The sequence below is a fragment of the Ruegeria sp. CJ3 genome (assembly GCF_056536725.1).
The window spans coordinates 69,585-94,106 of sequence record NZ_JBQFQE010000002.1 but is presented as its reverse complement, the minus strand read 5'-3'; the positions used below and the strand labels follow the sequence as shown (position 1 = coordinate 94,106).

At 60.7% G+C, this 24,522-nt stretch carries 28 protein-coding genes; 10 read left to right on the top strand and 18 right to left on the bottom strand.

Annotation, left to right across the window (positions count from 1 at the left end; translation table 11 throughout):
- Position 1: 1 nt before the first annotated feature.
- The 5 genes from ACR0J1_RS03585 to thrS form a co-directional block, all read right to left on the bottom strand.
- Positions 2-529, bottom strand: a complete 528-nt coding sequence (locus ACR0J1_RS03585; protein ID WP_480730572.1) for a DoxX family protein — start codon at positions 527-529, stop codon at positions 2-4.
- Positions 526-1,287, bottom strand: coding sequence for an HvfC/BufC family peptide modification chaperone (locus ACR0J1_RS03580; RefSeq protein WP_480730571.1), 762 nt, complete (start codon positions 1,285-1,287; stop codon positions 526-528). Before ACR0J1_RS03580 ends, ACR0J1_RS03585 begins: the two co-directional genes overlap by 4 nt.
- Positions 1,284-2,141 (bottom strand): MNIO family bufferin maturase, encoded by an 858-nt coding sequence (bufB, locus tag ACR0J1_RS03575; RefSeq protein ID WP_480730569.1) that lies wholly within the window; start codon positions 2,139-2,141, stop codon positions 1,284-1,286. The genes ACR0J1_RS03580 and bufB overlap by 4 nt, the downstream gene beginning before the upstream one ends.
- A 70-nt stretch (positions 2,142-2,211) precedes the next feature.
- On the bottom strand, positions 2,212-2,514 hold the full coding sequence (locus ACR0J1_RS03570; protein ID WP_170683089.1) for a BufA1 family periplasmic bufferin-type metallophore: 303 nt from the start codon (positions 2,512-2,514) through the stop codon (positions 2,212-2,214).
- A 222-nt stretch (positions 2,515-2,736) separates the two neighbouring features.
- Positions 2,737-4,728 carry a threonine--tRNA ligase gene (thrS, locus tag ACR0J1_RS03565; RefSeq protein ID WP_480730567.1) on the bottom strand — a complete coding sequence of 664 codons (1,992 nt, stop codon included), beginning with the start codon at positions 4,726-4,728 and terminating at the stop codon, positions 2,737-2,739.
- 219 nt (positions 4,729-4,947) lie between these two features.
- Here thrS and ACR0J1_RS03560 point away from each other — a divergent pair, with 219 nt between their 5' ends.
- From ACR0J1_RS03560 to ACR0J1_RS03545, 4 genes are all read left to right on the top strand, one after another.
- Entirely contained in the window at positions 4,948-5,697 is a 750-nt protein-coding gene (locus ACR0J1_RS03560) for an alpha/beta fold hydrolase (protein WP_480730565.1), read from the top strand.
- A complete protein-coding gene (locus ACR0J1_RS03555) occupies positions 5,697-6,689 on the top strand; it encodes an alpha/beta hydrolase (protein ID WP_480730563.1) in 993 nt (330 codons plus the stop codon). Before ACR0J1_RS03560 ends, ACR0J1_RS03555 begins: the two co-directional genes overlap by 1 nt.
- A 17-nt stretch (positions 6,690-6,706) precedes the next feature.
- Entirely contained in the window at positions 6,707-7,321 is a 615-nt protein-coding gene (locus ACR0J1_RS03550; protein WP_480731304.1) for a hypothetical protein, read from the top strand.
- An 84-nt stretch (positions 7,322-7,405) separates the two neighbouring features.
- Positions 7,406-8,116 (top strand): alpha/beta fold hydrolase, encoded by a 711-nt coding sequence (locus tag ACR0J1_RS03545; RefSeq protein WP_480730562.1) that lies wholly within the window; start codon positions 7,406-7,408, stop codon positions 8,114-8,116.
- Here ACR0J1_RS03545 and ACR0J1_RS03540 read toward each other — a convergent pair.
- Entirely contained in the window at positions 8,113-8,691 is a 579-nt protein-coding gene (locus ACR0J1_RS03540; protein ID WP_480730561.1) for a DUF6151 family protein, read from the bottom strand. The genes ACR0J1_RS03545 and ACR0J1_RS03540 overlap by 4 nt on opposite strands.
- On the bottom strand, positions 8,688-9,962 hold the full coding sequence (gene phaZ, locus ACR0J1_RS03535; RefSeq protein ID WP_480730559.1) for a polyhydroxyalkanoate depolymerase: 1,275 nt from the start codon (positions 9,960-9,962) through the stop codon (positions 8,688-8,690). The genes ACR0J1_RS03540 and phaZ overlap by 4 nt, the downstream gene beginning before the upstream one ends.
- Before the next feature lie 111 nt (positions 9,963-10,073).
- On the opposite strand from phaZ, the gene ACR0J1_RS03530 reads away from it, so the two are divergent.
- The 4 genes from ACR0J1_RS03530 to ACR0J1_RS03515 all read left to right on the top strand — a co-directional run bounded on the left by ACR0J1_RS03530 (position 10,074) and on the right by ACR0J1_RS03515 (position 13,912).
- On the top strand, positions 10,074-11,876 hold the full coding sequence (locus tag ACR0J1_RS03530) for a PHA/PHB synthase family protein (protein WP_480730557.1): 1,803 nt from the start codon (positions 10,074-10,076) through the stop codon (positions 11,874-11,876).
- Positions 11,877-12,007: 131 nt separating this feature from the next.
- On the top strand, positions 12,008-12,454 hold the full coding sequence (locus tag ACR0J1_RS03525) for a phasin family protein (RefSeq protein WP_480730555.1): 447 nt from the start codon (positions 12,008-12,010) through the stop codon (positions 12,452-12,454).
- Between the two features lie 136 nt (positions 12,455-12,590).
- Positions 12,591-13,142, top strand: coding sequence for a polyhydroxyalkanoate synthesis repressor PhaR (phaR, locus tag ACR0J1_RS03520; protein ID WP_480730554.1), 552 nt, complete (start codon positions 12,591-12,593; stop codon positions 13,140-13,142).
- A gap of 8 nt (positions 13,143-13,150) precedes the next feature.
- Positions 13,151-13,912, top strand: coding sequence for a trypsin-like serine peptidase (locus ACR0J1_RS03515; RefSeq protein WP_480730552.1), 762 nt, complete (start codon positions 13,151-13,153; stop codon positions 13,910-13,912).
- On the opposite strand, the gene ACR0J1_RS03510 is transcribed toward ACR0J1_RS03515, so the two are convergent.
- Entirely contained in the window at positions 13,909-15,108 is a 1,200-nt protein-coding gene (locus tag ACR0J1_RS03510) for a DegT/DnrJ/EryC1/StrS family aminotransferase (RefSeq protein ID WP_480730550.1), read from the bottom strand. The two genes, ACR0J1_RS03515 and ACR0J1_RS03510, sit on opposite strands and share 4 nt — an antisense overlap.
- A gap of 229 nt (positions 15,109-15,337) precedes the next feature.
- Here ACR0J1_RS03510 and ACR0J1_RS03505 point away from each other — a divergent pair, with 229 nt between their 5' ends.
- On the top strand, positions 15,338-16,147 hold the full coding sequence (locus ACR0J1_RS03505; protein ID WP_480730548.1) for a M90 family metallopeptidase: 810 nt from the start codon (positions 15,338-15,340) through the stop codon (positions 16,145-16,147).
- On the opposite strand, the gene ACR0J1_RS03500 is transcribed toward ACR0J1_RS03505, so the two are convergent.
- The 4 genes from ACR0J1_RS03500 to ACR0J1_RS03485 all read right to left on the bottom strand — a co-directional run bounded on the left by ACR0J1_RS03500 (position 16,144) and on the right by ACR0J1_RS03485 (position 19,480).
- On the bottom strand, positions 16,144-16,950 hold the full coding sequence (locus tag ACR0J1_RS03500) for an ABC transporter permease (protein WP_480730546.1): 807 nt from the start codon (positions 16,948-16,950) through the stop codon (positions 16,144-16,146). The genes ACR0J1_RS03505 and ACR0J1_RS03500 overlap by 4 nt on opposite strands.
- Positions 16,947-17,834: an ABC transporter permease gene (locus tag ACR0J1_RS03495; protein ID WP_480730544.1), complete on the bottom strand. Its 888-nt coding sequence runs from the start codon at positions 17,832-17,834 to the stop codon at positions 16,947-16,949. Before ACR0J1_RS03495 ends, ACR0J1_RS03500 begins: the two co-directional genes overlap by 4 nt.
- A gap of 82 nt (positions 17,835-17,916) precedes the next feature.
- Positions 17,917-18,666 carry a transporter substrate-binding domain-containing protein gene (locus ACR0J1_RS03490; RefSeq protein WP_480730542.1) on the bottom strand — a complete coding sequence of 250 codons (750 nt, stop codon included), beginning with the start codon at positions 18,664-18,666 and terminating at the stop codon, positions 17,917-17,919.
- Positions 18,667-18,703: 37 nt separating this feature from the next.
- The gene (locus ACR0J1_RS03485) at positions 18,704-19,480 is read right to left on the bottom strand and encodes an ABC transporter ATP-binding protein (protein WP_480529376.1); all 777 of its coding nucleotides are present in this window, start codon (positions 19,478-19,480) and stop codon (positions 18,704-18,706) included.
- A gap of 188 nt (positions 19,481-19,668) precedes the next feature.
- On the opposite strand from ACR0J1_RS03485, the gene ACR0J1_RS03480 reads away from it, so the two are divergent.
- A complete protein-coding gene (locus ACR0J1_RS03480) occupies positions 19,669-20,262 on the top strand; it encodes an NUDIX hydrolase (protein WP_480730539.1) in 594 nt (197 codons plus the stop codon).
- 40 nt (positions 20,263-20,302) lie between these two features.
- On the opposite strand, the gene ACR0J1_RS03475 is transcribed toward ACR0J1_RS03480, so the two are convergent.
- The 6 genes from ACR0J1_RS03475 to secG form a co-directional block, all read right to left on the bottom strand.
- Positions 20,303-20,740, bottom strand: a complete 438-nt coding sequence (locus ACR0J1_RS03475) for a tellurite resistance TerB family protein (RefSeq protein WP_480730538.1) — start codon at positions 20,738-20,740, stop codon at positions 20,303-20,305.
- Positions 20,741-20,761: 21 nt separating this feature from the next.
- A complete protein-coding gene (locus ACR0J1_RS03470) occupies positions 20,762-21,211 on the bottom strand; it encodes a tellurite resistance TerB family protein (protein WP_480730536.1) in 450 nt (149 codons plus the stop codon).
- A complete protein-coding gene (locus tag ACR0J1_RS03465; protein WP_480730534.1) occupies positions 21,205-21,387 on the bottom strand; it encodes a hypothetical protein in 183 nt (60 codons plus the stop codon). The genes ACR0J1_RS03470 and ACR0J1_RS03465 overlap by 7 nt, the downstream gene beginning before the upstream one ends.
- A gap of 71 nt (positions 21,388-21,458) precedes the next feature.
- Positions 21,459-22,235, bottom strand: a complete 777-nt coding sequence (locus ACR0J1_RS03460) for an isocitrate lyase/PEP mutase family protein (RefSeq protein WP_480730532.1) — start codon at positions 22,233-22,235, stop codon at positions 21,459-21,461.
- A gap of 102 nt (positions 22,236-22,337) precedes the next feature.
- Positions 22,338-23,981 carry a CTP synthase gene (locus ACR0J1_RS03455; RefSeq protein WP_480730530.1) on the bottom strand — a complete coding sequence of 548 codons (1,644 nt, stop codon included), beginning with the start codon at positions 23,979-23,981 and terminating at the stop codon, positions 22,338-22,340.
- 159 nt (positions 23,982-24,140) lie between these two features.
- Entirely contained in the window at positions 24,141-24,506 is a 366-nt protein-coding gene (secG, locus tag ACR0J1_RS03450; protein ID WP_480730529.1) for a preprotein translocase subunit SecG, read from the bottom strand.
- Positions 24,507-24,522: the final 16 nt, after the last annotated feature.

The following is a 24,522-nucleotide window of genomic DNA, read 5'->3' as shown; positions in this document are numbered from 1 at the left end:
CTTACTTCAGGCGCAGCGCCCGGTCGACCGACAGCGGGCCCGCGCCGTTGATCACGATCACCAGCAGCAGGAAGGTCCAGAGTGTCCGTTGATCCAGAATATTGGGTGCGGCGGTAAAGAACTCACCCAGTTGCGCGCCATGCCCGGCGACGTCCACAATGGTCTGCACCCAGATAAAACCGATCATGCCCAGGGCCGCCAGACGTGACAGCAGGCCCACCAGCACCAGTGCGGGCAGCAGGAATTCGGCCCATGTTCCGGCCACGGCAACGATCCAGTGGAAGAATCCCAGTTGCGAGCTGTCATAGCTGACGGCTTCCATCGCTTTCGGGAAGATTTGCACGTAGGCACCGTCGGACGGGAACAGGAAGCCGAAAAACCCGCTGCCGAGTTTTGTCGAAGCGGAGTTCCAATAATAAATCAGCAGGGTTGCGGCAAAGACCAAGCGGGCCAGAGTGGGTGTCAGCCAGCCGGAAACGACGTCCAGTTTCCCCAGAACATTATTGTGAATTGAGATCAGGGCAGTCATGTTTCCAGCCTTTCGATAGTCACAGAAGTTATTGCACCGCCTTGCAAAAGCAGTGCCAGAGTGGTTCCAAGGTCAAACTCGGGCGTTTCCGCCACGGTTAACTCAAATGCATCGCCAATGGTTTGGCCGTCCTGAATCCGCGTGATCCACGCCGCGCCACCTGCAGGCAGCAGATTGGGTTCGGGGTCGTATTCGGGGCGGGTGATCAGCACATCTTGCGCCTCGGCCTGTGGCTTGGGGGCGTTGTCTTCGGTGTTGAACCGCCAGATCGCGTGGATCGGCCAATCCGAGTGCAGGACCTGCATTGCGGGGGCCAGAGTCAGCTTGGCTTGCATCAGATCCTCGGGCGGGATGGCCAGCGCGTCGGCCTCGATGGGCGGCGCGTCGGCGGCGTGATAGGACCGGCGGAACGCCAGTTCCAGCCGGGCGACATCAGGCAGATAGCCCAGATGCGAGAGCTGCTGCATCCCCTGCAGAAAGGCCGGGAAGTCTTCGCCGTAGAACATCATCAACGGGGACGAGGGCGGGTGTTGGCGCAGGAAAATCCCGGCCAGACCGTCCATGTTCTGCGCCCCCAGCAGTTTGGTGATTACCGGAAAAGCCTGATGCATCGCTTCGGTCAGCGAGACGGCCACGTTGTTGCGATAGACGCTGAAACGACGCCCGGCGGGCTGGGCCTCGGCATCCAGCAACCCGTCGGGGATGGGTTGGCCAGCATCCAGAAGGGCGCTGTGGAATGTGGTCTGCGACACGCTCATGCGGGCACGCGGTCCAGTGCTTGTTGGGCGCGTTCGGCCTCGGCCCGCAGGATGGGCCAGTCGGGCACGTCGGTGTCCCATTCGATCAGCAGCGGTTTGGGGCCGGATTTGTCCAGAACGTAATCCAGCAGGGCCCAGACGGGATCGACCACCTCGCGCCCGTGGCTGTCGATCAGCAGGGGATGGCCGTGATCGTCTTCATCCTCATCATGGCCGCCCAGATGAATTTCGCCCACCTGATCCAGCGGGTAGGCGTCGATATAGCCCTGCGGCGAGAAATCCAGATTGGTGGCCGAGACAAAGACGTTGTTCACGTCCAAAAGCAACCCGCAGCCGGTGCGGCGGGTGATTTCGCGCAGGAAATCGGGCTCGGACCATGTGCTTTCTTCGAAGGCCAGATAGCTGGAGGGGTTTTCCAGCAGCATCTGCCGCCCGACCACGTTCTGCACCTGATCGATATGATCGCAGACCCGCGCCAGAGTGGCGTCGGTATAGGGCAGGGGCAGCAGGTCGTTCAGGAAGTGGCTGTCATGGGTCGACCACGCCAGATGTTCCGAGAAGCTGGCGGGGTTCAGCCAGCCGACCAGATGTTTCAGCCGGGCCAGATGATCGGGGTCCAGCGGGGTTTCGCCGCCAATGGACAGGCCGACGCCGTGGACGGAAATGGGGAATTGTTCGGACAGATGGCGCAGCTGCGCCAGAGGGCGGCCACCGTCGCCCATGTAGTTTTCGGCATGGATTTCCAGCCATGCCACAGGCTTGGCCTGCTCGAGGATCTGCGCGAAATGCTGCGGTTTGTAGCCGACGCCGGGGGCGGCGGGCAACCGGTTCGACCTGAGTGCGTCATCCAACATCTGCAAATCCTCTGATCATGACAAAAGGGCGGGCGAACCTGCCCGCCCTTCGTAATTCATTCGGACAACCTTATGCAGGCAGGTCGCGATCCAGCGGCTCGAGCGAGCCTTTGCGGTCCGAACCGTCTGCCGTCTTGGGCAGTTCGATATCGGCGCAGGTGCCTGCGTCAACCAGGGTCCATGCGTTGCCCTGATAGTCGACGGTCGAGGTGCCCGCGCAGGTGGTGCCGGGGCCCGCGGCGCAGTCGTTCTGACCGGCCAGCGAAACGCCATAGCATTTCTCTTTCGCTTGGGCAGTTGCGGTTGTGGCTGCGCCCGATACGGCGGCTGCAACGGCGCTTGCGATAACCAGGGTTTTTGCGGTGTTCGACATCTCGAGTAATCCTCTTGCTGACTGCGTTTGTCTGCTTGTGACACTGATCAAGTTAGTGGCTTGGGGGCCGGGTTTGAATTCACGAGCCCGTGTCTCACAAGCGCGTCAAAGATAGTCATGCCATCTTGCGCGTTAACAAACTGTTTTTGAAGGGGAAAAGTGAAAATGTTTCAATCCGGCCCCCTGTCTGGGGCCGGATTTCCGGCGATATGATGCCGAATGTTACAGCAGATCGGGCGGAGTTGCCGCACGGGAAAGCTCATTTGTTACAGACTCAAGTGACTGAACCTGCGTCTGTTTTTCGCCCAAACGGCGCACGCTGACGGTGCGTTCCTCGACCTCGCGGTGGCCGACGGCCAGAATCACGGGCACTTTACCGACCGAGTGTTCGCGGACCTTATAGTTGATCTTTTCGTTGCGGATATCCGCCTCGGCCCGCACACCGGCTGCTTTGAGCGTTTCGACCACTTCGGCCACATAGGCATCAGCCTCGGACGTGATCGAGGCGACCACGACCTGACGCGGGGCCAACCAGAAGGGCAGCTTGCCTTCCCAGTTCTCGATCAGGATGCCGATGAACCGTTCGAACGATCCAAGGCAGGCGCGGTGCAGCATGTAGGGGCGGTGCCGGTCGCCATCTGCGCCGACATAGGTCGCGTCCAGCCGCTCGGGCAGGTTGGGATCAACCTGGAATGTGCCGCACTGCCAGACCCGACCGATGGCGTCGGTCAGGTAAAAGTCCAGCTTGGGGCCGTAGAATGCGCCGTCGCCGGGTTCCAGCGTATAGTCCCGACCCACCGCCTTGATCGCGTTCTCCAGCGCGCCCTCGACATAATCCCAGCTTTCATCGGTACCGACACGCTTTTCGGGGCGGGTCGCAAAGCGGATCTCGAACTCTTTGAAGCCGAGCTCGTCATAGACGTTCGCGAGAAAGTCGATGAAGCGCGCGCATTCGTCCTGAATCTGATCCTCGGTACAGAAGATATGGGCGTCGTCCTGCGTGAACCCGCGCACGCGCATGATCCCGTGCAGGGCGCCCGATGGTTCGAACCGCGAGCATGATCCGAACTCGGCCAGCCGCAGCGGCAGATCGCGATAGCTTTTGAGGCCCTGATTGAACACCTGCACGTGGCAGGGGCAGTTCATCGGCTTCAGCGCGTTGATCCGGGTCTGATCGCGGTTCTTCGAGCTTGCATCGTCGTTCTCGCCATCCCGGCTTTCGTCCACTTCAACGAGGAACATATGGTGCTGGTATTTTTCCCAGTGGCCCGAGGCCTCCCACAATTTGCGGTCGACCACCTGAGGCGTGTTGATCTCGTTATACCCGCCTGCGCGCTGTTTACGCCGCATGTAGTCCTGCAGTTGGGTGTAGATGGTCCAGCCATTGGGGTGCCAGAACACCTGACCGGGGGCCTCTTCCTGCATGTGGAACAGGTCCATCTCGCGGCCCAGTTTGCGGTGGTCGCGTTTGGCGGCCTCTTCCAGCATATGCAGGTGAGCCTTGAGCTTTTCCTTGCCGGTGAAGGCCACGCCGTAGATGCGTTGCAGCATCGAACGGCTGCTGTCGCCGCGCCAGTAGGCCCCGGCGATGGACATCAGTTTGAACGCGTCGCCGGGCACCTGACCTGTGTGCTGCAGGTGCGGGCCACGGCAGAGGTCCTGCCAGTCGCCGTGCCAGTACATGCGTAGCGGCTCATCGCCGGGGATGGCGTCGATCAGTTCGACTTTGTAGGGCTCGTTGTTGGCGGTGTAGAAATCAATCGCGCGTTGGCGGTCCCAGACTTCCGTTGTCACGGCGTCGCGCTTGTTGATGATTTCCTTCATTTTCTTTTCGATCTTGCCGAGGTCTTCGGGGGTGAAGGGCTCGGCACGGTCGAAGTCATAATACCAGCCGTTTTCGATGACGGGGCCGATGGTGACTTTGGTGTCGGGCCAGATCTCTTGCACCGCGCGGGCCATAATATGCGCCAGATCGTGGCGGATCAGCTCATTGGCCTGCACCTCGTCTTTCATGGTGTGGATGGCGATTTGTGCGTCGGCGTTGATGGGCCATTGCAGATCCCAATGCTTGCCATCGACCGTGGCCGAGATGGCCTTTTTGGCCAGCGAGGTCGAGATGTCAGCCGCCACCTGCGCAGGCGTGACGCCAGCGTCATAGGATCGTGCATTGCCATCGGGGAAGGTGAGTGAGACGGATTTTGAATCCAGGGCCATATTGGCTCTCCTCGTCGGTTTGGCGCCCACTGAACGCCCGGTTGCGGGTTATGTGTGTTGCGCTGCTTTGGCAGGTGGTGGTGTGCGTGTCAAGGGTTGGAGCGAGGGGCGCTGCCCCTCGCGCACCCCGGGATATTTTTAGCCAGATGAAGAATGGATCGGGGAATTGCGGCTGGGGTCGTGACGTGCATGATGTGGGGGATTAGCAGCGAGGGTTTCATGGCTGAGGCAGAATTTCTGGAGACGGCGCAGGGGCGGCGGTTGGCGTATCACAAGAGTGACGGTGCGGGGCCGACCGTGGTTTTTCTGGGCGGGTTGAAGTCGGATATGGAGGGCACCAAGGCGGTGCATCTTGAGGCCTGGGCGCAGGCGCGGGGGCAGGCGTTTTTGCGGTTTGATTATTCGGGGCATGGGGAAAGTTCGGGTGCGTTTACCGATGGCTGCATCGGTGATTGGCATGAGGATACGTTGGCGGCGGTGTCTCGGTTGACCGAGGGGCCTTTGATTGTCGTGGGGTCGTCCATGGGTGGTTGGCAGGCGCTGTTGCTGGCGCGGGTGATGCCCGAGCGTGTTGCAGGGATGGTGACCATCGCGGCGGCACCTGATTTTATTGAGGATGGGTATTGGGCCTCATTCACGGACGAACAGAAGGCGGCTTTGGAGACCGAGGGACAGGTGGAGCTGCCTTCGGATTATATGGAGCCCTATGTCATCACCAAGCGGATGATCGAGGATGGGCGGCAGCGGCTGGTGTTGCGATCAGCGCTGGAGTTGCCGTTTCCGGTGCGGTTCTTGCAGGGAACGGCGGATACGGCGGTGTCGGTCGGGACAGCGGTGCAGTTGATTGAACACGCGACCGGCCCGGATATGCGGCTGTTGCTGGTGAAGGAGGCGGATCATCGGTTCTCGGACGGTCCCTGTCTGGGGATGATAGAACAGGCTGTTCTGGATGTGATGGGTGAGGCCTGATGCGTCGTTTCGGATGGGTCCTTGGGCGGGTGCTGTTGGGCCTTGGGCTGGTTTGTGGGCTGATCTATGTCTTTGGCCCGCGCGAGCCGGTTGACCTGCATCCGCGCTTTGATCCGCGCAAGTTCGGCGAAGGGGTGCAGGTTTATTTCGAAAGCATCGAGTCTGCGTATGACGACATTGTACCGGGCGTTGAGAAGAGGGTGGTCTGGCAGGACGGGTATTATGAGCGTCGCACGCCCTATTCGGTCCTCTACCTTCACGGCTTTTCGGCCTCGTCCGAGGAAGTCCGGCCCGTGCCTGACAGGATTGCCGACGCTTTGGGCGCAAATCTTGTTTATACCCGGTTGCAGGGTCACGGGCGCGATGGCTCGGCAATGGCCGACGCGACGGCGACGGGGTGGATGCAGGATATGGCCGAGGGGCTGGCTGCGGCGCGGGCGGTGGGGGATCGGGTGATCGTGATGTCGACCTCGACCGGGGGCACCCTGGCCGCTGCGGCGGCGTTGGATGCCGCGTTGAGCGAAGATGTGGCGGCGATGGTTTTTGTCTCGCCGAACTTCGGGGTCAATACGGCGGCGGCCTGGGTTCCGTCTCTGCCTTGGGCGCGCAGGTGGTTGCCGCTGCTGATGGGGGATGAGCGCGACGTTTCGGGGCCTGACCCTGAGAAGAACAAGTACTGGACCGTGGTTTATCCGTGGGAGGCGGTGGTGCCCATGTCGGTGTTGGTGGATGCGGTCTATGCGCTGGATTTCTCGGGTGCGCAGGTGCCGGCGCTGTTCTGGTTTTCGGATGATGATCAGGTGGTTCGCCCGGATCGCACGCACAGGGTTGCAGCGGCGTGGGGTGGTCCGACGACGGTTCAGCTGGTGACGATGGGGCCGGGGGATGATCCGGCCTCGCACGTGATTGCGGGGCGGCTGATGTCGCCGGGGCAGACGGACGCGGCGGTGTCAGGGATACTCGACTGGCTGGCTGAACAGGGGATCGAGTGATGCGCAAACCCGGCAGTATGTGGAGCCTTGAGACGTTGGGCCGGGTGCGTCTGTCGAAGCATTTCTTCATGCGCGATTTCCTGTATTCCGAGATAGGGAATTTTCACCAGAAACAGAATATCCCCGAGAATCCCGACCTTGCGATCGAGACCGGGCGGGCCTTTTGCGAAACCCTGATGGATCCGCTGGAGGAGACCTTTGGCCGGGTCGCGGTGCGGTCGGGGTACCGCTCGCCGTCGTTGAACCGTTACGGCAATGAAAATCATCTGAACTGTGCTCGCAATGACAATCCGTTGGAGTGTCATATCTGGGATTGGGGGCAGGGCGAGGCGCGGGTTGCGGGGGCTTCGGTGGTGATCCCGTGGTTTGCGGATCGTTATGCGCAGGGACGGGATTGGCGCGATCTGGCGTGGTGGATGCATGATCATCTGGACTATTCCGAGATCTGGTTTTTTCCCAAGCTTTGCGCGTTCAATCTGGTCTGGCGGCCCAAACCGCAACGGCGGATCGACAGCTATATCGCGCCGCGTGGCTGTTTGTTGCGCGCAGGGGATGAGCCGGGCGAAACGCTGGCGCAGCGGCAAGCGCGATATGCCGATTTTCCGGCTTTTCGCGGCATCCGCTATCCGTGAAAATTGCGCTTGCCGCGCGCGGGCAAAACTCTCATCCTGAGGCAAAACAAGACCGTCTGAACCGTCGAACGAGGGAGGCCCCGCTTGATCGAGCCGTTGGTTCTGCTGCCCGGATTGATGAGTGATGCAAGGCTGTTTCGCCCGCAGATCGAACGGCTGTCGCAGGAGCGGGCGGTGATGGTTGCGCCGATCTCGGGCGGGGAGCGGATGGAGGAGATCGCCTCGGGCCTGCTGGATCAGTTGCCGCAACGATTTGCGCTGGCGGGGCAGGGTATGGGTGGCATGGTTGCGCTGGAACTGATCCGGCGCGCGCCCGACCGGGTGATGCGGTTATGCCTGATGGCCACGGATGCGCAGGCTGACACGCCTCAGATCGCGGCGGGGCGCGAGGAACTGATTATCGGCGCGCAGGCGGGGCGGCTGGACGAGGTGATGCACAAGGCCATCGGGTCGGACATGCTGGCCCCCGGGCCGCAGCGCATTCCGATCCTGCAGGACGTTATACAGATGGCGCGTGAACTGGGCCCCGATCTGTTCATCCGCCAGATGCGCGCGCTGCAACGCCGACCGGATCAGCAGGCGGCGCTGCGGCTGATCAAGGTGCCGGTGCTGGTTCTGTGCGGGGTGCATGACACGCTGACCCCGGTCAGAAAGCATCGGTTCATGGCGGACCTGATCCCCAAGGCCGAGTTGCAGGAGTTGGATGATGCGGGTCATCTGCCGACGCTCGAAGCGCCGGAGGCGGTTAATGCTGCGATGCAGCAATGGCTGCAGGTGCCGCTGCAATTGTTCTAGTCATACAGCGCGCGGCGTTGTTCTTTGGTCAGAACGGTTGGTGTGACGACCGGTGCGGCGGTCTGGGCCGAGAAGAACTGCGACGTTTTCCAGCGACCGGACAAGCGTGACCCGAGCACCCGCCGGATCAATCCGATGGCCGCATAGCTTAGCTTTTCGTGCTTTTGCTTGCCGCCCGGTCTGGGCACAAAGCCGCGTGTGGTGATTGGACCCAGCGCCGAGGGATCGGGAATGCGTTTGACGATGAGCCCGGCAAACGGAAATTTGGAGCTTTGCGGCGTAGTCGCCAGCGGTGCGCCGCAGCAATCTGCATACCAACGCAACATCCCCTTTGGGCTGAGTTGCATGGCAGCCAGATGTTCGGCCCCCTGTTCGATGCGGATGTCTTCGGGTGTGGTCTGCAGGATATCGACAGGCCCGGGGGCCGGGTCGGGCTGTTTGAAATACAGCTGCGCGGCGCGGCAATCGTGGCAGTAGCACCCGACATGGGTGCCAAGCTTGATCCCTCGGGGCGTTATGTGCCCCTGCAGCGCGCCGCAGGTGCAGGAGAAGGCAAGGGTGCCAGTCCCGCTCATGCCACCTTGTTGCTGTTGGCGGCGCGCCGGCGGGGTTTCTTGCGGCTGTTTTCGTTCATGAAATCAATCACAAGCGGGCGGATGTTGTCGCGCCAGCTGCGGCCTGCGAAAATGCCATAATGGCCCGCGCCGGGTTCGACATGGCTGGCCTTTTTGCTGTCCGGCAGGCCGGTGCACAAATCCAGCGCCGCGATGCACTGACCGGGGGCCGAGATATCGTCGTTTGAGCCTTCGACCGATTTCACGGCGACGTCGGTGATCTTGCCGATATCGACCTTATGCCCGGCAACAACGAATTCGTTGCGCGCAATTTCGCGGTTCTTAAAGACCCGTTCGACCGTCGACAGGTAAAACTCAGCCGTCATGTCCATCACGGCCAGATATTCATCGTAGAACCGGTTATGCGCGTCGTGGTCCGAGGCTTCATCGCGGATCACCCGCTGGATCTGATCCGAGAACGCCTTGCTGTGCCGTTCCGCATTCATCGACATGAACGAGGCCAGTTGCAGCAGGCCGGGATAGACCATGCGGCCCACGCCTTTGTATTTGAAGCCCACGCGCTGGATCATCGTTTCTTCCAACTGGCCCATGGTCACGCGGCGGCCAAAATCGGTGACCTCGGTCGGGGTGGCGTCGGGATCGACGGGGCCGCCGATCAGGGTCAGGGTGCTGGGCTGGGCCTTGGGCTCGACCTCGGCCAGATAGGCGGTTGCGGCCAGCGTCAGCGGCGCGGGTTGGCAGACGGCCACGACATGGGTATCCGGCCCCAGCTCTTTCATAAAATCGACAAGGTAGAGGGTGTAATCCTCGACATCGAACTTGCCTTCGGACACGGGGATGTCGCGCGCGTTATGCCAATCGGTGATGTAAACTTCGCAATTGACCAGCAAGCTTTTGACGGTCGAGCGCAGCAGGGTGGCGTAATGGCCCGACATCGGCGCAACCAGCAGAACCTTGCGCGGCTGTTCTTCGCGCCCGTTGACGCGGAAATGGATGAGGTCGCCAAAGGGGCGTTCCAGAACGGTGGTCACGTCAACCAGATGGTCCTTGCCATCCTCGCAGGTGAAGGTGCGAATGCCCCAATCAGGCTTGACGATCATGCGTTGGAACGTGCGCTCGGTCACCTCACCCCAGGCAGCCATCCAGTTGAATGCGGGGTTCGGCGTCATCGAAAACAGCGGATAAGAGGCCATCGCGCTTGCAGTTGCACCAAGCCATTGGTTGGTGTTACGCATGGTTTCCATCAGGTCGTAGGTCATCATGTAGCGCATCGAATGTGCCTCCTGCGTATCAGCCTGAGAGTTCGGACCATTCGTCGCTTTGCCGCCCGACGCCCACGACGTTATTCTGCACAGCAGCGAGATTAGGTGGGAATTGTTAAAATGACAACTACTGACGGCCAGACACCCAAGTTGACCGACGAACATATTGAACGGCTTAGAGAAAATATGGGCAAAGTCGAAGAATTGTCCAAGCGCCTTGTCGAAGTCATGGCGGGCAAGACGCCGCATACCCCCGCGCTGGATGGCCCGAATCAAGAGCTTTTTGCAAAAGCAGCAACGGCCTATTGGGCCGAGGCGATGCAGAACCCCACCAAGCTGCTTGAGCATCAGATTGAGTATTGGGGCAAGTCGGTTCTGAACTTTGCCGAAGCGCAGAAGGCGCTGACGGCCAGTGAAGACGACGCACCTCAGGCCAAGTCCAAGGACAGGCGGTTTTCCAACCCGATGTGGGACACCAACCCCTATTTCCGCCTGATCCGTCAGCAGTATCAGACCAATGCCGAGGCGATCTCGCAAGCCGTTGCCTCGGTCGAGGATTTGGATACCAAGGACAAACAGCGCCTTCAGTATTTCTCGCAGCAGATCATCGACATGATGGCGCCGACGAATTTTCTGGCCACCAACCCCGATGCGCTGGAAAAGGCGATCGAGACCGAAGGGCAGTCATTGATACAGGGGCTTGAGAACCTCGTGTCGGACCTTGAGGCCAACGATGGCGAAATGGTTGTCAGGCTGGCCGATGAAAGCGCGTTCGAGATCGGTGGCAACATCGCCACCACCCCCGGCGATGTGGTCTATCGCAACCGGATGATGGAGCTGATCCAGTACAAGCCGGTCACCGAGACGGTGCATGAAACGCCGATCGTGCTGTTCCCGCCGTGGATCAACAAGTTCTATATCCTTGATCTCAAGGCGCAGAACAGCCTGATCAAATGGGTGACCGAGCAGGGCTATACCCTGTTTGTGGTTAGCTGGGTCAATGCCGACAGCTCTCATGCCGATATTGGGATGGAGGACTATATTCAGGAAGGGTTCCTGACCGCCATCGAAGAGGCCAAGAAGATCTGCAAGGTCAAACAGGTCAATGCGGTGGGCTATTGCATCGCGGGCACGACGCTGAACCTGACCCTGTCGCTGATGAAACAACGCGGCGACAAGTCGATCAAATCAGCGACCTTCTTCACGACACTCACCGATTTCGGCGAGCAGGGCGAGTTCACGCCCTTCCTGCAGAACGATTTCGTCGATGGGATCGAGGATCAGGTCTCAAAGGACGGTGTGCTGAAGGCTTGGATCATCGGGCGGACCATGTCCTTCCTGCGGTCGCGCGACCTGATCTATACACCCGCGATCCGCAACTACATGATGGGCGAAACGCCTCCTGCTTTCGATTTACTGTTCTGGAACGGCGACGGCGCCAACCTGCCGGGCCGAATGGCGGTCCAGTATCTGCGCGGCCTGTGTCAGAGCAATGATTTCGTCACCGACGGGTTCGAGCTGATGGGGCACAAGCTGCATATTAAGGATGTCGACGTGCCCCTGATGGCGATCACCTGCGAGACCGATCACATCGCGGCGTGGAAAGATTGCTATCGCGGGGTGCAGCAGATGGGATCGAAATCCAAGACCTTTGTGGTCTCGGAATCGGGCCATATCGCGGGCATCGTGAACCCGCCCAGTAAGAAGAAATACGGTCACTATACCAACCCTGATATGAAGGCCGACGCTGATACCTGGCTGAAAGAGGCGGACTTCCACGAAGGTTCGTGGTGGCCGATGTGGGAGGCCTGGCTGAAGAAGCGGTCCGGCAAGCAGGTTCCGGCCCGTGAGACCGGCGATTCGGATCACCCACGTCTGTGCCCGGCTCCGGGGACTTATGTTCTGGTCAAAGCAACCCGCTGATATCATTTTGAAACCCACATTTTTCTGCGTCGCAGCAAGAAAAAACTTGCAATGCTGCGGCGCAGCAATCATATTGTCCTCAAGCTGATGAAAACCGGGGTGGGCCCGGACTGGCTAAGAGGATTAGGACAATGGCAAAGACCCAAGACTTTACCGCGACCCTGAAAGACATGATGGGTGCATTCCCGGTTGACACAAGCGCTCTGGAAGACGCGTTCAAATCGACCGCATCGCTGAACGAAAAGCTGTCGGGCGTTGCCCTGGACGCAGCTGAGAAATCGGCAGAAATCTCGAACAAATGGACCAAGGAAACCCTGGCCAAGCTGACCGAGATGTCGAAAGCAAAAGCAGAGCCTGCTGACTACGCCAAAGCCGCAACCGACTTCGCAAGCGCGTCGGCTGAAGTTGCTGCCGAAAACATGGCTGCTTTCGCTGAAATCGCGAAAAAAGTTCAGACCGAAACCGTCGAGCTGCTGATGGCTGCTGGCAAAAACGCTGCAGAAGATGCAACCGCAGCTGTCAAAAAAGCTACCAACGAAGTGACTGCTGCTGCCAAGAAAGCAACAGCCGCCAAGTAAGGCAAAGACTGCGAAAGGCACCCATTCCTCCCAAATGGTGCAATCGCTGCGGGCAGGTCGCTTGACCTGCCCTTTCTTTTTGTTCTGCAGTCGCATAACCTCTGCTGCAACGCATCATCCTTGGGGAGGGTAAACGGTGTCAGAACAAGAAAAGCCGTTGTTGATCAAGCGCTATGCCAGCCGTCGGCTGTATAACACCGAGACCAGCGACTATGTCACGCTTGAAGATATCGCGGGCTTCATCCGCGATGGGCGCGAGGTGCAGATCATCGACCTGAAAACCGGGGACGATCTGACCCGTCAGTATCTGCTTCAAATCATTGCCGAACATGAAAGCCGGGGCGAAAACGTGCTGCCGGTCAATGTGCTGAACGATCTGGTGCGCAGCTACATGGTGCCGGGCGGGGGGATGATGCCGCAATTCCTGCAAAGCTCGTTTGAGATGCTGCGCGAGAGCCAGTCCAAGATGATGGAAAACATGAACGCGATGAACCCGATGTCGCAGATGCCGGGGTTCGAGGCGATGCAGGCGCAGCAACAAGCCTTTCTGAAGGCCATGACCGGCGGTTTGTCGGGCAACTGGTCGGGTCCGGATGCAGAAGCTGAGGCGTCTGAGCCGAAAGAAGATCTGGACGATATCAAGAAGCAACTGGCCGAGCTGCAGCAGAAACTGTCCAAGCTCAGCTGATCGCTTTGATGCGCTGGCTGGCCGCGATTGCTGCGCTGCTTTGGGGGCAGGTTGCGCTGGCGCAGGGGCAGTTTTCGGAGGTGTGGGCACCGGTGTGCACGCTGGGGCAAGATGCTTCGGCGGGCTGCGAGGATATCCGCAGCCGGGAATTTCTGGACGCTGCGGCGGTGCCTTGGCGCGCCATCGGGCGGGTCAATTTCGCCAGCCGCAGTCAGCGGTCCCATTGCACCGGGGTATTGGTATCAGACCGTCTGGTTCTGACGGCGGCGCATTGTCTGTACAATTCTGCCCGCAAGCGCTGGATACCGCCTTCGAGCATTCGCTTCGCGGCCGGGTATCAGCGCGGGCAGGCCGCCGCCGTTTCGACCGTCAACGCCTACCGGCTGGACCCGGCGCAGGGTGTGAACGGGGCCTTTGACAATGCTGCTGATCTGGACTGGGCTGTGTTGGAGCTTGCCGACCCGGTTGGCGCAGAGGTCGGGTTTCTGGCGATCGCCGGGGAGGCGTCAGACGAAGGGTATGTTGCAGGCTACCCCGGCCTGCGCCCGCATGTCCTGAACCGCACCGGGACCTGCGCACCCAACGCGTTTGGGGCAGATCTTTTGCGTGCGATCTGCCCTGTCATGATGGGGGATTCCGGTGCTCCGCTACTGATCGAGACGGATCAGGGGCCGGCGGTGATGGGGATATTGTCGCGCATCGCGCCGACCCCGCAGGGGATCGACGCGTTGTTTTTGTCTGTTCAGGTATTTGATTTATCGGGGACTTAGGTGCCGTAGACGGGCATCGGGCCGACGACTTCGCCGACCGAGGCCAGCAGGATGTCCGCGATCACATCCAACTCGTCGCGCGTCAGGCGCACGGGCAGGCGCACGTCGCAGGCGGTCATCAGCATGGCGCGGGTTTGCGGCAGGTCGACCTGTTCGGGCAGGAATTGCCAGTTCCAGAAGGCGCGCGCATTGTCCTGGCTCAGGCCAAAGATCTGCACCTTGACGCCGCGCGCCTCGGCGGCGGCCGAGAAGGCCTTGATCTCATCATCGCTGAGGTCGAGCAGATTGAACTGGATCGAATCCGGCGCACGGCGCTCGGGCGTCAGCGGGGCGGGTACGTCGATGTAAGGTGATGTATTCAAACGATTTGCGACGTAGTCATGGTTTGCCAGCCCATCGCGCACCCGACGCGCCAGTTCCGGAATCTGAGGCCGGATCACTGCGGCGCTGAGGTTGCTCATGCGCAGGTTATACAGCGGCAACTGGTTCTGCCAGCGGGCGAAGGCCTGCGCAAGCTCGGGCGCGCCCGAGTGTTTCTTCCAGTTGTGCTCATAAGCGCCCGACATGATCACCGCGCGGGCGATCAGATCGGCATCGTCGGTGACCAGAATGCCACCTTCACCGGCGTTGATCATCTTGTAGGACTGGAACGAGAAACAGCCCATCTTGCCGATGGTGCCGATATTGCGCCCGTGCCAGGTGGTGCCCAGCGAATGGGCCGCGTCCTCGATCACGGGGATGTTGCGGGCGTCGCACAGCGCCATGATCGCGTCCATGTCCGAGGTATGGCCGCGCATATGGCTGATGATCACCGCCTGCACGCCGTCCAGTTTGGCAGCGAAGTCTTCCATGTTTATCCGGTAGTTATCACCTACTTCACACAGAACCGGGATGCAGTCGGCATGTACGATCGACGAGGGCACCGCGGCGAAGGTAAAGCCGGGGATCAGCACCCGTGCATCGCGCGGCAGACCCAGTGCCTTGAGCGACAGGAACAGCGCGGCCGAGCAAGAAGACACCGCCAGCGCGTATTTCGCGCCCAGCAGTTCGGCAAACTCGGCCTCGAGCAGCGCGACCGGTGCATCCTGCGGCGCGGTATAGCGGAACAGGTCGCCGGACTGCATCAGCGCATCAATGGCCTCGCGCGCGGCGGCGGGGATGGGTTCGGCGTCATGGACGTTGGGGACAAGCGTCATATTTGAAATTCCCGAATTTTACCTTTGGTAAATATAAATTCAAAAATTGCTCAAACCAAGACCTGTTTTTAGGCCTTGGCAAAATTTCACCGAATTGTCGTATTGGGCTGCGATGGCCCAAGGGAGAAATGTTGGGTTTGTACGCGCGCCAACCTGCGGGTTGTCCGGTTTGTACCACCCCGATCCACGCCGATTGTGCCCGCCCGCGCGATCCGTGTAGGGTCTGACCATGTTCATCTTTCTTACCATTGTCTTACTCGTCGCGGGCGCTCTGACCTATCACTTCTGGTCGGGGCGGCAGGCCCGGGCCGCGCTGTTGGCGACGCCACTGAGTGACCATCAGCGCGCCGTTATCGAGCGTCAGGTGCCCATCATCCGGCGGCTGCCGCCGGACCTGCGCGCGCGGTTGGATGGCAAGGTGAACCTGTTTCTGGATCAGGTGAGCTTTTACGGCTGCGACGGGTTGGAGGTGAGCGAAGAGATGGAGTTGTCGATAGCCGCGCAGGCCTGTCTGTTGGTGATCAACAGCGACCTTTGGTACGATAATCTGACCACGGTTCTGATCTATCCCAACGCGTTCAAATCGAAGCAACAGCGGCACTCGGGCTTTGTCGTCACCGAAAAAGAGATCGTGCGCACCGGCGAAAGCTGGGATCGCGGGCCGGTCATCCTGTCTTGGGCGCATAGCCAGCAGGGCGCACTGGATGATCGCGACGGGCAGAATGTGGTGCTGCATGAGTTTGCGCATCAGATCGACGATCTGTCAGGCGGCACCAATGGCGTGCCGATCCTGAGCGAAGGGCAGAGCTTTGCCGAATGGGAACAGGTGTTTCTGACCGCCTATGATGCCCATGTCCGCGCCGTTGAAAGCGGGCGGCACACGGTGATCGACCCTTATGGCGCCACCGGCCATGAAGAGTTCTTTGCCGTCTCGGTCGAGGTGTTTTTTGAGCGCCCGAAAGCGCTGAAACACGAAGTGCCCGAGGTCTATGAACAGCTTTCAAAACTGTTCCGGCTCAACCCGGTAGAGTGGGCTTAGCGCGCCAGATTCAGACGGAATCGCATCTTGGCCTTCCGCGCGGCGGGCAGGTGGCGGTTCAGGCGTTTGTTGACCATGCCAAAGCCCCAGACAATCACCAGCGTCAGCAGGATGAAATAGAAGGCCAGAATCGGGTAGGGGACGAACGGGTTGAACGTCTTGTCCGCGAAATAGCTGGCGTAATACAGCGCATCGCCGCGCTGCTGCCATGCCGGGAAGGCCGAGAAAAAGACCAGCGTGGTGGCCTGGAACAGAAAGATCGCCTCGTTCGTATAGGCGGGCCAGGCCAGCCGCAGCATGGTGGGCCAGATGATGCGGCGGAACCGCGCCCAGCCGGACATGCCATAGGCGTCCGCCGCCTCGATATCGCCCTTGGGGATCGAGCGCAGGGCACCATAGAAGATCTCGCCCGAATAGGCGGCGGTGTTGAGGAACAGCACGATCAGCGCGCCCAGCCAGGCCGAGGTCAACGCGTCGAACATCGGATAGGTCTTCTTCAGCGACAGGAACAGGAAGTAGGCAAAGAAGAACTGGATGAACAGGGGCGAGCCGCGGAACAGGAAGATGAACCATTCGGACGGTTTGCGCAGCCATTTGTTGGGCGAGGCTTTGCCGACCGCCAGCGCCGTGGCCATGAAGAACCCGGTCACCAGCGCCATGAGGCCGAAATAGACGTTCCAGATCATGCCCGAGCCGATCAGGGTGAAATGCTCGCACAGGGTGAAGTCGGTCTTGGGCAGCAGACGCTCGCCATAGCCGATGGACCGCAGGCCGTAATCCTGAATGGTCTGGAGGCAGCTCATGCGGTGGTCTCCTTGCGCAGCAGCTCTCCGCCGGATGTGGCCTGACCGTGGGACAGGCGGCGCATCAGTTTCTCAAGCCCAAGCTCGGACACGCGGGTCATGCCGAGGTAGAAGATCAGCAGGGCGAGGAAGTACCACATGCGCCAGTCGCCATGGGGATAGTCGGTAAAGCGGGATGTCTTGGTGCCGCCCAGTTCGCGGGCCCAATAGACGATGTCTTCGATGCCCAGCAGGAACAGCAGCGGCGTGGCCTTGATCAGCACCATCCACAGGTTGGACAGGCCGGGCAGGGCATAGACCCACATCTGGGGCACGAGGATGCGCCAGAAGGTCTGGCGGCGGGTCATGCCATAGGCCTCGGCGGTTTCCAGTTGGGCGTGGGGCACGGCGCGCATCCCGCCGAACAGGACGTTGGCGGCGAAGGCGCCGAAGACGATGGAAAAGGTGATCACGGCCAGCGCGAAACCATAGGTTTCATGCACCCATTCCGGGGCCGTGCCCAGAGGCAGCTTGGCCGCCTGACAGACGATGAAATCATTGCCCTGCCGGATCGGGTCGGTCCATTCCGGGCACAGGACCTTGTGGCGCAGCCATTCGAACCCCTGATCCAGTGCGATCACGAAGAACAGGAAAAACGCTATATCGGGAACGCCGCGCACGATGGCGATATAGGCCTTGCCCAACCAGCTGAGCGGTGGGAAATGCGACCGCGCCGCCATGGCCCCGGCAAAGCCGAAGCTGAGCGCGACGGGCGCGGTGACGGCCAGCAGGGCCAGCACCTTGAAGAAAGACAGGTAGAACGACCAGTGGACGCCATTGGTCAGATAGCACGAGAACCAGCGGAACGTGCCCAGCGTGTCGGGATCAGCGCAATACGAGAACATTAGGCGTCTTTCGAACGTCTGGCCCGGTCTCAGGTCCGGGCATGTCCGGCGCGCTGACGCGCCGGACCATTGTACGGAGGGCTTAGTTGGTTACAACCGAGCCGTCAGCGTTGTAGGTCGCGATGCCTTCGCCGAACCATTTGACCAGCATCTCGTTCAGCGAACCGTCTGCTTTCATCGAGGTGATTGCCTCGTCGAACTTGCCGCGCAGCTCACCGTCGCTTTCGCGCAGGCCCATGCCGATGCCGCCGCCCAGCGGAACCAGATCGCCGACAAAGACCAGCTCGCCGCCGGATTCCTCGACGATCGGGACCAGGAAGTCATAGTCGGCCAGAACGGCATCCGCCTCGCCGTTGCGTACCGCGGCGATGGTTTCCTCGGGGGTTGCGAACTCGACCAGAGTTGCGCCCGATTCAGCGACGTGACCGGCCTGGATGGTGGCGGTCTGTGCAGCGACGATGCCGCCCTTCACGTCCGTGCCTTCAGCGGCGGCAACATAGGCCGAAGCGGTCGGCGGATAGTAGTTCTGGGTGAAGTCGATGACCTCATCCCGTTCGTCGGTGATCGACATGCCTGCGATGATGGTGTCGTAGTTGCCCGAGACGAGGTTCGGAATGATCGAATCCCAGTCGTTCTTGACCCATTCGCAGTCCAGATTGGCGCGTTTGCACAGCTCGTCGCCGACTTCACGCTCGAACCCGTCGATCTCGCCGGCGTCGTTGATGAAGTTGTACGGAGGGTAGGCGCCCTCGGTGCCCATGCGCACGGTTTGGGCCATGGCCACACCGGCGGTCAGGGCCAGTGCTGCGGTGGTCAGAATCAGATTTTTCATGAGTTACTCCCCTTTATATGTTGGTTCTGTCCTGAAGTTATGCCGCCTGAGTGGCGGAAAGAAAGCCCCGAAGCCGTTCGGATTCGGGGGCGGTGAAGATGTCTTCGGGCGTGCCCTCTTCCTCGATCCGGCCCTGATGCAGGAACACCACGTGGCTGGAGATATCGGCTGCCATTTTCATGTCGTGGGTCACGATGATCATAGTCCGGCCTTCGGCGGCCAGATCCTTGATCACGCGGATCACTTCCTGTTCCAGTTCGGGGTCCAGCGCCGAGGTGGGTTCGTCAAACAGCAGCGCCTCGGGCTCCATGCAAAGCCCGCGCGCGATGGCGGCGCGTTGCTGCTGGCCGCCCGACAACTGCGCCGGGTAGACGTCGCATTTGTCGCCGATGCCGACCTTGTCCAGATACTTGCGCGCGCTGTCCTCGACCTCGGCCCGGTCGCGGCCCAGAACGGTCACCGGGGCCTCCATCACGTTTTGCAGGATGGTCATGTGGGCCCACAGGTTGAACTGCTGGAAGACCATCGACAGGTTGGTGCGGATGCGCAGCACCTGCTTGGGATCGGCGGGGCGGCGGCTGTGATTCTTGCCGGCCCAGCTGACCGGTTCGCCCTTGAACAGAATCTCGCCCTGCTGGCTGTCTTCCAGCAGGTTGCAGCAGCGCAGCAATGTGGATTTTCCGGACCCCGATGAGCCGATCAGCGATACGACGTCGCCGCGATGGGCTGTGATATCCACCCCCTTGAGCACCTCGAGAGTTCCGAAGCTTTTGTGCAGGTTCTTGATCTCGATAACGGGTGCGGTTTCTGTCACGGGCGGTCCAGATATTGTGAGTGCTGTTGGTCCGGTACTAGGGCCGAAAAAACGAGCCAATGCAATGCGCAAATGACAAATTCGGGGATTGATTTCGCCAAATTGACCAGTGGCTTTGATCAATATCGTCAGTTTGCTGTGTGGGGTGTGTTGGGAATTGCGCGTGTGGGGGTGATTGGGGAGGGTTATTGCTTGGGGTTGGCAAGGCGGGCGTAGGGGACGCTTTGCCATATGCCTTCAATCGCCTACAAAAAGGGCACATCATCAGTTGCGAGGGTCAGCCAGTGACGGAAATTCCAATTAGGTCGTTCCTTGCATCGCTCGTCGCTGTTCGAAAAACTGAAATCCAGCACGAAGTCCTTCTTCTCAAGCGGACGCAGTCCTTAGTCGGCGAGTGGTGCCAAGTCGCGGGGGGCATCGAAGAAGGTGAAAAGGCTTGGCAGACAGCGCTGCGCGAGCTTTTTGAAGAGACTGGATTACAACCCAATGCTCTATATTCGGCGGATACTTACGAGCAGTTTTATGAACCAGCTCGCGACGCGGTCACGATAGCGCCGGTATTTGTTGCGTTCATCGACGAGTCGGCGACAGTAACGCTCAATCATGAGCACAGCGAATATCGTTGGGTAAGTTTTGAAGAAGCTGTAGACATGGTGCCCTTTGGCGGGCAACGACGTGTTCTTCGCTGGATAGAAGAGGAGTTCGTCAGACGAACCCCGAGCAAATACCTCCTAATCGAAGGCCGCCAGATCAAGTCCGATACGGCGCGAAGGCCTCAATAGTCCACCTTCGCTCGCTTGCGACGCATAACTCCGGGCGAGATCAGGCCTTCGCCGCCTTCTGCCGTGCCAGTGCCGAATCGACGTCGCTGACGCCCAGCAGGCTGACCACCAGACGCAGCAGCGAATCCTCTTCGCCGGTGCGGTGGCCGTCGGCCAGGGCGACCGACCACATGGCCTGCACCACGGCCAGACGGTCGTCATAGGCGACAGCCTCTTTGATGGCGCGGGTGAAGCGGACGGTGTCGGGGGCCTCGGCCTCGAGGTCTTCGGCGCGGGCGCGCAGGGCGGCGGATTCGAACGGCGAGAGGCCATAGCGTTCGGCCGAGATACGGTCGATCCGGGCCATTTCGGCATCGGCATAATCGTTGTCGGATCGCGCGATGCGCACCAGAAGGGCGGTCAGGGCCAGACGGGCGTCGTCTTCGACAAGCGGATCGGGCTGGGGCTGTGTCAGCCGGGACAGGAAATCACTGAACATTCTGAACCATATAGTTGTTGGTTAGGTCGCTTCCAACCGGCTTTGCACGCGTTCACGCGCGGCCTTGCTGTCGTTGAAGCTGAGGCCCATGGCAACGCGGGCCTCTTCGACGATCTTGATCTCGCCCTCGTCCGAGTTGCCGTCGGCCAGAACGACCTCCCACAGGGCATCCAGCGCGGCCAGACGTTCCTGCAGGTCGGTGGTTTCGCGGATCAGCTTGCCGAACGTGTCGGTCTCGGGCGCTGCGGCGTGCAGTTTTTCGCAGGTGGCGCGCAGTTTAGCGGCCTCGATCGCGTTGTGCTGATAGAGGCGGGCGAGGATACGGTCGATCAGGCTGATCTCTTCCAGCTTGTAATCCCGGTCCGCCTGCGCCACGCGCACCATCAGCGCCCCCAGCGCCAGTTCGGCATCCGGGTCGGGCAGTTTGTCATGTTCCGGCGGGCGGAAGGCCTGAAGGAATTTCTTTAACATACGGTCAGGATATTCCCTAAATCGAGGCGCGCCAAGCGGCGCTGGCCCTCGTGATCCCGATTGATCACAAGATCGCCGGTCGAGACCGGATCGCGCAGCGCCTTGGTGGCGATGTCGGGCGTCTCGGTCTCGATGTCGGCCCCATCGGCCTGAGCGACCCAGTATCCTTTGGGCATCGGGTGTCCTCTTGCGGTGTCAGGCGCAAGGTGCGGAGGAACGTCGGGGAATGCAATCCCCTAAAAGTGGATCAGCCGCCCGATTGCAGCGCCGCGCGGGCCTGATCCTGCAGCCAGGCGGTCATCTGCCTGTAGGGGACCGGGCCATAGCTGATGCGCGCGACGCCAAGCCCGGCCAGCGTGGCGGTGTCGGGGGTGCCGGGCAGGGCGATGATGTTGACGGGCAGGTCGGTGGCCTCGCACAGGCGCTGGATCATCGCCTCGTCCTTGAGGCCGGGGGCGAAGAAGCCGCTGGCCCCGGCTTCGGCATAGGCCTGTGCGCGGGCCATGGCGTCGTCGAGCATCGCGTCGTCATGGGTGTCGGGGTGCGCCTTGAGGAAGATATCGGTGCGGGCGTTGATGAAGGCCGGAATACCGGCGGCGTCGCAGCTTTCGCGCATGGCGGCAACGCGGGCGGACTGGGTTTCGATGTCATAAAGCTGTTTGGTGCCAACGATCTGATCTTCGAAGTTAAAGCCGATGACGCCGGTATCCAGCGCGCGTGTCACATTGGTCGAGATGCCGAATGTATCCTCGGCATAGGCCCCTTCAAGGTCCATCGTGACCGGGATATCGACGGCGTTCACGATGCGGCGGGCGTTTTCCAGGGCGGCGTCAAAGGGAAAGTTCTGTCCGTCGGCAAAGCCCTGCGCCATGGCGACCGGCGCGCTGCCGGTGGCAATGGCTTTGGCCCCCGCGTCGCGCACGGCGGCGGCGCTGCCGGCGTCCCAGATGTTATAGAGGATGACCGGATCGCCCTTCTTGTGCAGGGCGGCAAACTGTTTCGCGTGAGTCATCTGGTCGGTCATGACCGGTCTCCTGTCGCTGCTATGGCGGCAGTTAACCGTGCGAACCCTCGGCGCGTAAAGGTGTTTCGCACCGAGGGGTACAATAGTGTTATTGGTCCGTGATCAGACCAGCCGCGAGGTGTCCTTTGCGGCGCGCACGAAATCGCGGAACAGGGGGTGCGGGTCGAAGGGTTTGGATTTCAGTTCCGGGTGGTACTGAACGCCGATGAACCACGGGTGGTCGGACCATTCGACGATTTCCGGCAGGCGGCCATCGGGTGACATGCCCGAGAAGTTCAGGCCTGCCTTTTCCAGCTTGTCGCGGTACTTGATATCGACCTCGTACCGGTGACGGTGGCGTTCCTCGATCGCGGTGCCGCCATAGACCTCAGCCACTTTCGAGCCATCGGCCAGAACCGCGTCGTACGCGCCCAGACGCATGGTGCCGCCTTTGTCGTCACCGACCTTGCGTTCGACCTTGTGGTTGCCCTGCACCCATTCCTTGAGGTGGTAAACCACGGGTTCAAAACGCTTTTTCCCGGCTTCGTGGTCGAATTCTTCCGAACCCGCCTCGGTTATGCCAGCCGCATTCCGCGCAGCTTCGATCACGGCCATCTGCATGCCAAGGCAGATGCCAAGATAGGGCACTTTATGTTCGCGCGCATACTGGGCGGCTTTGATCTTGCCCTCAGTGCCACGTTCGCCAAACCCGCCGGGGACCAGGATGGCGTGGAAGCCTTCCAGATAAGGGGCGGCGTCTTCGGTGTCGAACACCTCGGCGTCGACCCATTCGATCTTGACGCGGACGCGGTTGGCCATGCCGCCATGGGTCAGGGCCTCGGCAATCGATTTATAGGCGTCTTCCAACTGAGTGTATTTGCCGACGATGGCGACCTTCACCTCGCCTTCGGCGTTGTGGATGCGGTCGCTGACGTCTTCCCATTTCGCCAGATCGGGCTTGGGCGCGGGGCTGATCTGGAACGCGTCCAGAACCGCTTGATCCAGACCTTCCTTGTGATAGGCCAGAGGGGCGTCGTAGATGGTGGACAAATCCTGCGCCGCGATCACGCTGTCGGGGCGGACGTTGCAGAACAGGGCGAGCTTCTCACGTTCTTTCTTCGGGATCGGGCCTTCGGAGCGGCAGACCAGAATGTCGGGGGCCAGACCGATGGAGCGCAACTCCTTGACCGAGTGCTGGGTCGGTTTGGTTTTCAGCTCGCCTGATGCCTTGATGTAGGGCAACAGGGTCAGGTGCATGAACAGGCACTGGCCGCGCGGCTTGTCTTGGCTGAACTGACGGATGGCTTCGAAAAAGGGCAGGCCTTCGATGTCGCCCACGGTGCCGCCGATCTCACAGAGCATGAAATCGACCTCATCCTCGCCGATGGCGATGAAATCCTTGATCTCGTTGGTGACGTGGGGGATCACCTGAATGGTCTTGCCGAGGTAATCGCCGCGGCGTTCCTTCTCGAGCACATTCGAATAAATCCGGCCGGAACTGACCGAGTCGGTCTTACGCGCCGCCACACCGGTGAAGCGTTCGTAGTGACCGAGGTCCAGATCGGTCTCGGCGCCGTCATCGGTCACGAACACTTCGCCATGTTCAAAGGGCGACATGGTGCCGGGATCGACGTTCAGATAGGGGTCCAGCTTGCGCAGCCGCACCGAGTATCCCCGGGCCTGCAACAACGCGCCCAAGGCCGCCGAAGCCAGTCCTTTGCCCAAGGACGAAACCACACCACCAGTGATGAATATAAAACGCGCCATGATTTTCGGCTGCTCCCGTGAGAGGTCATTATCTGCTGCCCGACGGCTTGAAAAAACCGCAGCATCACGGGACTTCACGTATAAAGGATTCGCGCCCAAAGCGCAAGAGAACCGCAAGATGCTGTTGCAGTTCTCCTCCGTAATTCTAGGTTTTGTGGCTCAGTCCGCTTGCGGGATCAGCGGTGCATTGTCGCCCTGCGCCGGCGGAAGCAGGTCATCCGCCGTCGGAACCGCGGGTGCGCTTTCCTCGGTCGCGGCCGGGGCGGGGACGCCCAGACGGTCGATGACCGAGCTGCCCGAAGATTTCTGGGCCGCCAGGATGGTCAGCGTGATCGAGGTGACGATGAAACACCCGGCCAGAATCCATGTGACCTTGCCCAACGCGGTTGCTGCGGCACGGCCTGTCATAGCGCCGCCACCGCCGCCGCCCATGCCAAGGCCGCCACCTTCGGACCGCTGCATCAGAACGACGGCGATCAGGCCAAGGGCCAGAAGAAGATGGATGATGAGAACGACGTTTTCCATGGGTGTCCCGTACAGC

Bases quoted from the DNA above. Each gene is read 5' to 3' on its own strand.
- ACR0J1_RS03585 (WP_480730572.1), bottom strand. From the start codon at position 529: ATGACTGCCCTGATCTCAATTCACAATAATGTTCTGGGGAAACTGGAC.
- ACR0J1_RS03580 (WP_480730571.1), bottom strand. From the start codon at position 1,287: ATGAGCGTGTCGCAGACCACATTCCACAGCGCCCTTCTGGATGCTGGC.
- bufB (WP_480730569.1), bottom strand. From the start codon at position 2,141: ATGTTGGATGACGCACTCAGGTCGAACCGGTTGCCCGCCGCCCCCGGC.
- ACR0J1_RS03570 (WP_170683089.1), bottom strand. From the start codon at position 2,514: ATGTCGAACACCGCAAAAACCCTGGTTATCGCAAGCGCCGTTGCAGCC.
- thrS (WP_480730567.1), bottom strand. From the start codon at position 4,728: ATGGCCCTGGATTCAAAATCCGTCTCACTCACCTTCCCCGATGGCAAT.
- ACR0J1_RS03560 (WP_480730565.1), top strand. From the start codon at position 4,948: ATGGCTGAGGCAGAATTTCTGGAGACGGCGCAGGGGCGGCGGTTGGCG.
- ACR0J1_RS03555 (WP_480730563.1), top strand. From the start codon at position 5,697: ATGCGTCGTTTCGGATGGGTCCTTGGGCGGGTGCTGTTGGGCCTTGGG.
- ACR0J1_RS03550 (WP_480731304.1), top strand. From the start codon at position 6,707: ATGTGGAGCCTTGAGACGTTGGGCCGGGTGCGTCTGTCGAAGCATTTC.
- ACR0J1_RS03540 (WP_480730561.1), bottom strand. From the start codon at position 8,691: ATGAGCGGGACTGGCACCCTTGCCTTCTCCTGCACCTGCGGCGCGCTG.
- phaZ (WP_480730559.1), bottom strand. From the start codon at position 9,962: ATGCGCTACATGATGACCTACGACCTGATGGAAACCATGCGTAACACC.
- ACR0J1_RS03530 (WP_480730557.1), top strand. From the start codon at position 10,074: ATGACAACTACTGACGGCCAGACACCCAAGTTGACCGACGAACATATT.
- ACR0J1_RS03525 (WP_480730555.1), top strand. From the start codon at position 12,008: ATGGCAAAGACCCAAGACTTTACCGCGACCCTGAAAGACATGATGGGT.
- ACR0J1_RS03515 (WP_480730552.1), top strand. From the start codon at position 13,151: ATGCGCTGGCTGGCCGCGATTGCTGCGCTGCTTTGGGGGCAGGTTGCG.
- ACR0J1_RS03510 (WP_480730550.1), bottom strand. From the start codon at position 15,108: ATGACGCTTGTCCCCAACGTCCATGACGCCGAACCCATCCCCGCCGCC.
- ACR0J1_RS03505 (WP_480730548.1), top strand. From the start codon at position 15,338: ATGTTCATCTTTCTTACCATTGTCTTACTCGTCGCGGGCGCTCTGACC.
- ACR0J1_RS03500 (WP_480730546.1), bottom strand. From the start codon at position 16,950: ATGAGCTGCCTCCAGACCATTCAGGATTACGGCCTGCGGTCCATCGGC.
- ACR0J1_RS03495 (WP_480730544.1), bottom strand. From the start codon at position 17,834: ATGTTCTCGTATTGCGCTGATCCCGACACGCTGGGCACGTTCCGCTGG.
- ACR0J1_RS03490 (WP_480730542.1), bottom strand. From the start codon at position 18,666: ATGAAAAATCTGATTCTGACCACCGCAGCACTGGCCCTGACCGCCGGT.
- ACR0J1_RS03475 (WP_480730538.1), bottom strand. From the start codon at position 20,740: ATGTTCAGTGATTTCCTGTCCCGGCTGACACAGCCCCAGCCCGATCCG.
- ACR0J1_RS03470 (WP_480730536.1), bottom strand. From the start codon at position 21,211: ATGTTAAAGAAATTCCTTCAGGCCTTCCGCCCGCCGGAACATGACAAA.
- ACR0J1_RS03465 (WP_480730534.1), bottom strand. From the start codon at position 21,387: ATGCCCAAAGGATACTGGGTCGCTCAGGCCGATGGGGCCGACATCGAG.
- ACR0J1_RS03460 (WP_480730532.1), bottom strand. From the start codon at position 22,235: ATGACCGACCAGATGACTCACGCGAAACAGTTTGCCGCCCTGCACAAG.
- ACR0J1_RS03455 (WP_480730530.1), bottom strand. From the start codon at position 23,981: ATGGCGCGTTTTATATTCATCACTGGTGGTGTGGTTTCGTCCTTGGGC.
- secG (WP_480730529.1), bottom strand. From the start codon at position 24,506: ATGGAAAACGTCGTTCTCATCATCCATCTTCTTCTGGCCCTTGGCCTG.